Origin of the sequence: Mariniflexile ostreae, from assembly GCF_042427585.1 — a bacterium.
Classification (GTDB): domain Bacteria; phylum Bacteroidota; class Bacteroidia; order Flavobacteriales; family Flavobacteriaceae; genus Pseudalgibacter; species Pseudalgibacter ostreae.
In genome coordinates this window covers 21,298-27,761 of record NZ_JBHMFC010000029.1, presented here as the reverse complement: position 1 = coordinate 27,761, position 6,464 = coordinate 21,298, and the positions used below count along the sequence as shown (strand labels likewise).

General features: G+C 36.8%; 4 protein-coding genes and 1 riboswitch. All 4 genes read right to left on the bottom strand.

What is annotated here, in order from left to right:
- Positions 1 to 197: 197 nt before the first annotated feature.
- Positions 198 to 1,301, bottom strand: coding sequence for an acyloxyacyl hydrolase (locus ACFFU9_RS08255; protein WP_379860929.1), 1,104 nt, complete (start codon positions 1,299 to 1,301; stop codon positions 198 to 200).
- A 23-nt stretch (positions 1,302 to 1,324) separates the two neighbouring features.
- Positions 1,325 to 2,281, bottom strand: coding sequence for a methylenetetrahydrofolate reductase [NAD(P)H] (gene metF, locus ACFFU9_RS08250; RefSeq protein WP_379860928.1), 957 nt, complete (start codon positions 2,279 to 2,281; stop codon positions 1,325 to 1,327).
- 196 nt (positions 2,282 to 2,477) lie between these two features.
- On the bottom strand, positions 2,478 to 5,162 hold the full coding sequence (gene metH, locus ACFFU9_RS08245; RefSeq protein WP_379860927.1) for a methionine synthase: 2,685 nt from the start codon (positions 5,160 to 5,162) through the stop codon (positions 2,478 to 2,480).
- A 4-nt stretch (positions 5,163 to 5,166) separates the two neighbouring features.
- On the bottom strand, positions 5,167 to 6,183 hold the full coding sequence (locus ACFFU9_RS08240) for a homocysteine S-methyltransferase family protein (RefSeq protein WP_379860926.1): 1,017 nt from the start codon (positions 6,181 to 6,183) through the stop codon (positions 5,167 to 5,169).
- Between the two features lie 130 nt (positions 6,184 to 6,313).
- Positions 6,314 to 6,447, bottom strand: a riboswitch (SAM riboswitch).
- Positions 6,448 to 6,464: the final 17 nt, after the last annotated feature.

The window sequence follows — 6,464 nt, the reverse complement described above, 5'->3', positions numbered from 1 at the left end:
TTCTGGTTTCATAAGTGTGTAAAATTTAAAATTAATAAATAAAAAATCTCAGGCTAAATATTAACCTGAGATTTTAAAACTTACACACTTTATGAGATACTGCCCTCGTTAATAATTATTTTTTATACCGAAAATAACTTTTTATCACCCCTTATGTTTTAATAACATTACAGCCTTTAAAATACTTTTCTTTTCTTCTACAACCTAACGCCTACCCCAAACTCTACAGCTTCAGCTTTTGCTCCATGTGATTTTATGGTTAAGACCCCAAACCATTTTTTAGAGAAATAGCGCTTCAATCCTGCCCTTAAATAGACTCGCCCTTCAAAATCAAAAGGATAATACACATAATACCCCAATTGGGTTATCAAGGTGTTTCTATTGATAAATAACTCATGCCCAACAAATACGCCTACACGCTTATAATCTTCATCTCCAAAATTATTGTTCTTGGGAAAAGCTAGGGAACGGTAGAGGATATGTTCTTTTAAAAAATTAGAAAAGAACACATCTGCTCCCAACTGAAAAGCACTTTTTATATTAATTCGCTTATCAACATATGCAGACGCGATATAGAATGGAAATTGACCACTATCCACCACATCACTTTCATTCACACCACTTCTAAATACCAGATTATATTTAAGAGGTTCTGTATATTTTTTTAAAACAGCATCTTCTTCATTATATGCGATATACTCAGGCTCTTCATTGTCTAAACTATAGGTAAGCCCCACATTAAGCGTTATCGTATTTATACTCGTGTTTGGAGCTTTCACATTACCATTGGAGTAATGAATTAATGTAACACCTGCCTGAAGTCCGAACCTATCTATAATATGTTCCTTTTTAAAATTCAGCATCATATAGGTACTGCTCATAATAGCTGTACCGAAAGCAATGTTCTTAAAATTATCATATTTATCATATGGATTCTCGGTATAAGCCAATCCTTGACCTACACGCAGAATCAAATGCCGTTTTAGAAAATAAAAATTATAATGGCCATATAGGGATGCCACGGTTCCTAAAACATCATTTTTTAAATTTTGATAGGCGTAAGAGACACCATAATCTGGATAATTAAACCGTTTTTCCCAATTGTTATACCCATAAGTCTTTTTATTCCAACTTATAATATACCCTTCAGGGTGTCCTTTTATCAAATGAAGAATGCTGTTATTATGTAAAGCGATATTGCCTTTAAAATAATTGACATCTACATACGATGTGTGTTCTTTATCCTGTGAGAATGATATAACAGAAAAAAAACAGAAAAAAAATATAAAAGAAAACCTCATCAAAGGATTGGCTATTAAAAAAGTTAAAACAATTGCGAAGCAATAGCTTGAACATTATCACTTTTTCCCATAGAGTAATAATGTAATACGGGCACTCCCGCTTCTTTTAGCTCTTTAGACTGTTGGATGGCAAACTCAATACCTACTTGTCTAACCGCTTTATTATCCTTACAGCTTTCTACGGCTTCGATAAGATCTTGAGGAAGGTCTATTTTAAAAACCTGAGGCAATAGCTGTAAATGCCTTTTTACTGCAATAGGTTTTATTCCTGGTATGATGGGCACATCAATGCCAGCTGCCCTAGCTTTATCAACAAACTCGAAATACTTATTATTATCAAAAAACATTTGTGTGACCACATAATCTGCTCCTGCATCTACTTTTTCTTTTAAACGCCTTAAATCTGTAATCAAAGATGGAGCTTCCATATGTTTTTCAGGATAGCCTGCAACACCTATACAAAAATCTGAATGGTGTGCTACCTCAAAATTATCATGCAGATATTTACCTTCATTTAGATCGGCTATTTGTGCCACTAAATCACTGGCATAAGCATTACCTCCGTTCACAGGCCGGAAATAAGGCTCATCCTTCATAGAATCTCCACGCAATGCCATAACATTATCTATGCCCAAATAATGACAATCAACCAATACATATTCCGTTTCTTCTTTAGTAAACCCTCCACAAAGCAGATGCGGAATAGCGTCTACTTGATACTTATGCATAATGGAAGCACAGATTCCAACTGTTCCTGGACGCATACGGGTAATCCGCTTATCAAATAAGCCATTCCCTTTATTAATGTATATATACTCCTCTCGCGATGTTGTTACATCTATAAAAGGGGGGTTAAATTCCATTAAAGGATCTATATTGTCATATAGATCTTGAATGTTAGAACCTTTCATTGGCGGTATAACCTCAAAAGAAAACAAGGTTTTTCCTTTGGCATTTTTAATGTGATCTGTTACTTTCATCGATTCTCTTTTGTTATTTCCACACCAGTAGAAATATCCTAATTTATTTTTTATTGTTTTGGCACTTCCTAACCCTAGCCCTCCAATTTATAAGCGTAGTGACACCTAGAATTTGTACTTACACAATGCAATCGGAGTTAAGCGCTACGCTCTTGCTCTTCAAATCGCTCTATTTTTGATGGCAAAGACAACGCTTTTACTGTTCTGCAATATTAGGATGAAGCCATTTCGTTGCCTTCTCTTTAGTTATGCCTTTTCGGTTAGCATAATCCGTTAGCTGATCATCTGTTATTTTGCCTAATCCAAAATATTTGGCTTCAGAATTTCCGAAATAATATCCTGAAACTGCCGCCGCTGGCCACATGGCTAAACTTTCGGTAAGGATAACCCCTGTATTCTTTTCAACATCCAACAACTCCCAAATGGTTTCTTTTTCCAAATGATCGGGGCAAGCAGGATAACCAGGCGCGGGACGAATACCCTTATAGCTTTCTTTTATTAAATCGTCGTTGGTGAGGTCTTCATTTTTTGCATAGCCCCAGTGTTTCATCCGCACTTGCTTGTGTAAATACTCTGCAAAAGCTTCAGCAAACCGGTCTGCTATCGCCTGTACCATAATAGCATTATAATCATCTTCTTTTGCTTTATAATGATCGGCAAGTTCTTGAACACCAAAAATCCCAATACTAAAAGCGCCTATATAGTCTGTTCTCCCAGAATTTTTAGGTGCTATAAAATCTGCCAATGCATGGTTAGGGATTCCTTCTCTCTTTTTTAATTGTTGGCGTAAGGTTCTAAAAACAGCAATTTCCTTTCCGTTTTTTTGGACAGAAATATCATCATCATTAATAGCGTTTGCCTCAAAGAGTCCGAACACAGCTTTAGGTTGTAGGGATTGATTTGCAATTATCTCTTGAATCATATCCTGTGCTTCCTTGTACATAATTGTAGCCTGTTCGCCGACAAGCTCGTCCTCAAGAATTTCGGGAAATTTCCCATGTAAATCCCATGAAATAAAGAACGGCTTCCAGTCTATATAAGGCAATAACTCTTTCAAGCTCAACTGCTTAAACACCTGTACACCTAATGCATTTGGTTTTACAATTTCAGAAGTCTCCCAATCGATTTTATACTTTCGCTTTCGAGCTTCATCTATCGATATATAAGACTTCTCTTTTCCTCGTTTTAAAAACCGAACACGAAACTCATCATACTCCTTCTTTAAATTATCTTTATATTCTTGAGATGTTTTTTTATTTAATAAATCGCCTACCACGGTAACTGCTCTGGAAGCATCATTAACATGCACTACCGCGTTCTTATACTGTGTATCTATCTTTACTGCTGTATGCGCTTTAGAAGTGGTTGCTCCACCAATTAATAATGGCAGTATAAAGTTTTGGCGTTCCATTTCTTTTGCGAGATATACCATTTCATCCAATGAGGGTGTGATTAAACCAGACAAACCAATGGCATCTACATTTTCTTTTCGCGCGGTTTCAATTATTTTTTCAGGTGGCACCATAACTCCCAAATCAACAATTTCATAATTGTTACATGCCAATACCACACTTACAATATTTTTACCAATATCGTGAACATCCCCTTTTACGGTAGCCATGAGTATTTTTCCAACGGGCTCTTGTTTTTCTGTCTTTTCGGCTTCAATAAAAGGATTTAAATACCCCACGGCTTTTTTCATAACCCGTGCCGACTTCACAACTTGTGGCAAGAACATTTTCCCTGCACCAAATAGATCGCCCACTACGTTCATCCCAATCATTAAATGTCCCTCAATAACATCAATAGGTTTTTCTGCTTCTTGTCTGGCTTGCTCAATATCTTCGATAATATAAGCATCTATACCTTTAACCAACGCATGTGTGATCCGTTCCTGTACGGTATTTTCTCTCCACGATAAATCAACCGTCTTTTCTGTTTTAGATCCTTTTACAGTTTCTGCGAAATCCAACAAACGTTCTGTAGCATCTTCTCTGCGATCCAACATTACATCTTCAACGTGTTCCAGCAAATCTTTAGGAATATTATCATATACCTCTAAAAGCGACGGGTTAACGATCCCCATATTCATACCTGCTTGAATGGCATGGTATAAGAACACAGAATGCATCGCCTCACGAACACCATCATTTCCTCTAAAAGAAAAAGACACGTTACTTACCCCACCACTCACACTTACGTTTGGCAGATTTTTACGCACCCAGCGGGTCGCTTCAATAAAATCGATAGCGTTTCTGCGATGCTCATCCATACCTGTAGCCACAGGAAAAATATTTAAATCGAAAATAATATCTTCTGAAGGAAAGCCTACTTTATTTACCAAAACATCATATGAACGCTTAGCTATATCAATTCTTCTTTGATAATCGTCTGCTTGTCCAACCTCATCAAAAGCCATTACAACTACGGCTGCACCATATCGTTTTATTAGTTTGGCTTCTTTAATAAAGTTCTCTTCACCTTCTTTTAAAGAAATAGAGTTTACAACACACTTTCCTTGAACCACCTGAAGTCCAGCTTCGATAATCTCCCACTTGGAACTATCTATCATGATGGGTACTCTGGAAATGTCTGGCTCGGCAGCAATGAGATTTAAAAAGCGAACCATGGATGCTTTCCCTTCAATAAGGCCATCATCAAAATTAATATCAATAATCTGGGCGCCTCCATCTACTTGATGGCGTGCTACATCTAAAGCTTCGTCAAAACGTTCCTCTTTAATCAGTCTTAAAAACTTACGTGACCCTGCAACATTGGTCCGTTCCCCTACATTAATGAAATTAGTGTTTTCGTTCAAGATTAAAGGTTCTAATCCTGAAAGTTTCATATATTTCCGTTCTACTGCGTCTTTCATTTTCATTTTCTTAAAGTATCCCTTCAGCTGTGCTAGATGCTACAGATCGTGGTTTATATTTAGCTGCTAAGTTAGCAATAACTCGAATGTGCTCTGGACTTGTGCCACAACATCCGCCAATAATATTAATCAAATTCTTCTTCAAATACTCCTCTATTTGTTCTCCCATCTCTTCCGGACTTTCGTCGTATTCCCCAAAAGCATTTGGCAAGCCTGCATTAGGATGTGCAGATGTTGCAAAATCTGTTTTATTTGCTATAGCTTCTAAATGCGGTTGCAATAAATTAGCACCCAAAGCACAATTAAACCCAATGGACAATAATGGAATGTGAGATACAGAGATTAAAAAGGCTTCTGCGGTTTGCCCCGATAAAGTTCTTCCAGATGCATCTGTAATTGTACCACTTAACATAATAGGGATGTCGATTTGGCGTTCTTCCTTAATTTCTTCTACAGCAAATAAGGCTGCTTTCGCGTTTAAGGTGTCAAAAACCGTTTCTATTAAAAGGATATCTACACCACCATCCAATAACGCCTCTGCTTGTTGTTTATATGCTACTCTTAAATCATTAAAAGTTACCGCTCTAAACCCTGGATCATTTACATCTGGCGACATACTTGCTGTTCGGTTGGTAGGCCCTATGGCGCCAGCTACAAAACGGGGCTTATTAGGCTCTTTAGCCGTAAATGCATCGGCTACTTCTTTCGCTAATCTTGCAGATTCAAAATTCAATTCATAAACCAAATCTTGCATTTTATAATCTGCCATGGCAATGGTTGTACTTGAGAACGTATTGGTCTCTACAATATCTGCACCTGCCTCAAAATATTTGGCGTGAATATCCTTTATTGCTTGAGGCTGTGTAAGAGACAACAAATCGTTATTTCCTTGCAATGGCGAGGGATAATCCTTAAAACGTTCTCCTCTAAAATCTTCCTCTGAAAACTTATAGGCTTGTAGCATGGTCCCCATAGCACCATCTAAAATAAGAATCCGTTCTTTTAATATTTCTTGTAATTTCGACATCTTTATTGACTTTAAAACATGACACTTACGATGCTATAATGAAGCGCTCCTTAGGGCACTTAAAGAAAAACATCTTAAGCCTAACGACTATATTTAATAAATTATCAAGAAAAGTTAAAAGGGACACTTTTCGTTATCTTTCTAATTATTAATTAATAATTAGTAGAACGTAGCACCTTCTTTAAAATCCTGATAGATATCAGCATAGGTAAAGGGTTGCCAAGGCTTCATCAGGTCTATTCCCTCTGCCTTTCTTGATAACACTGTTATTACATTTATGA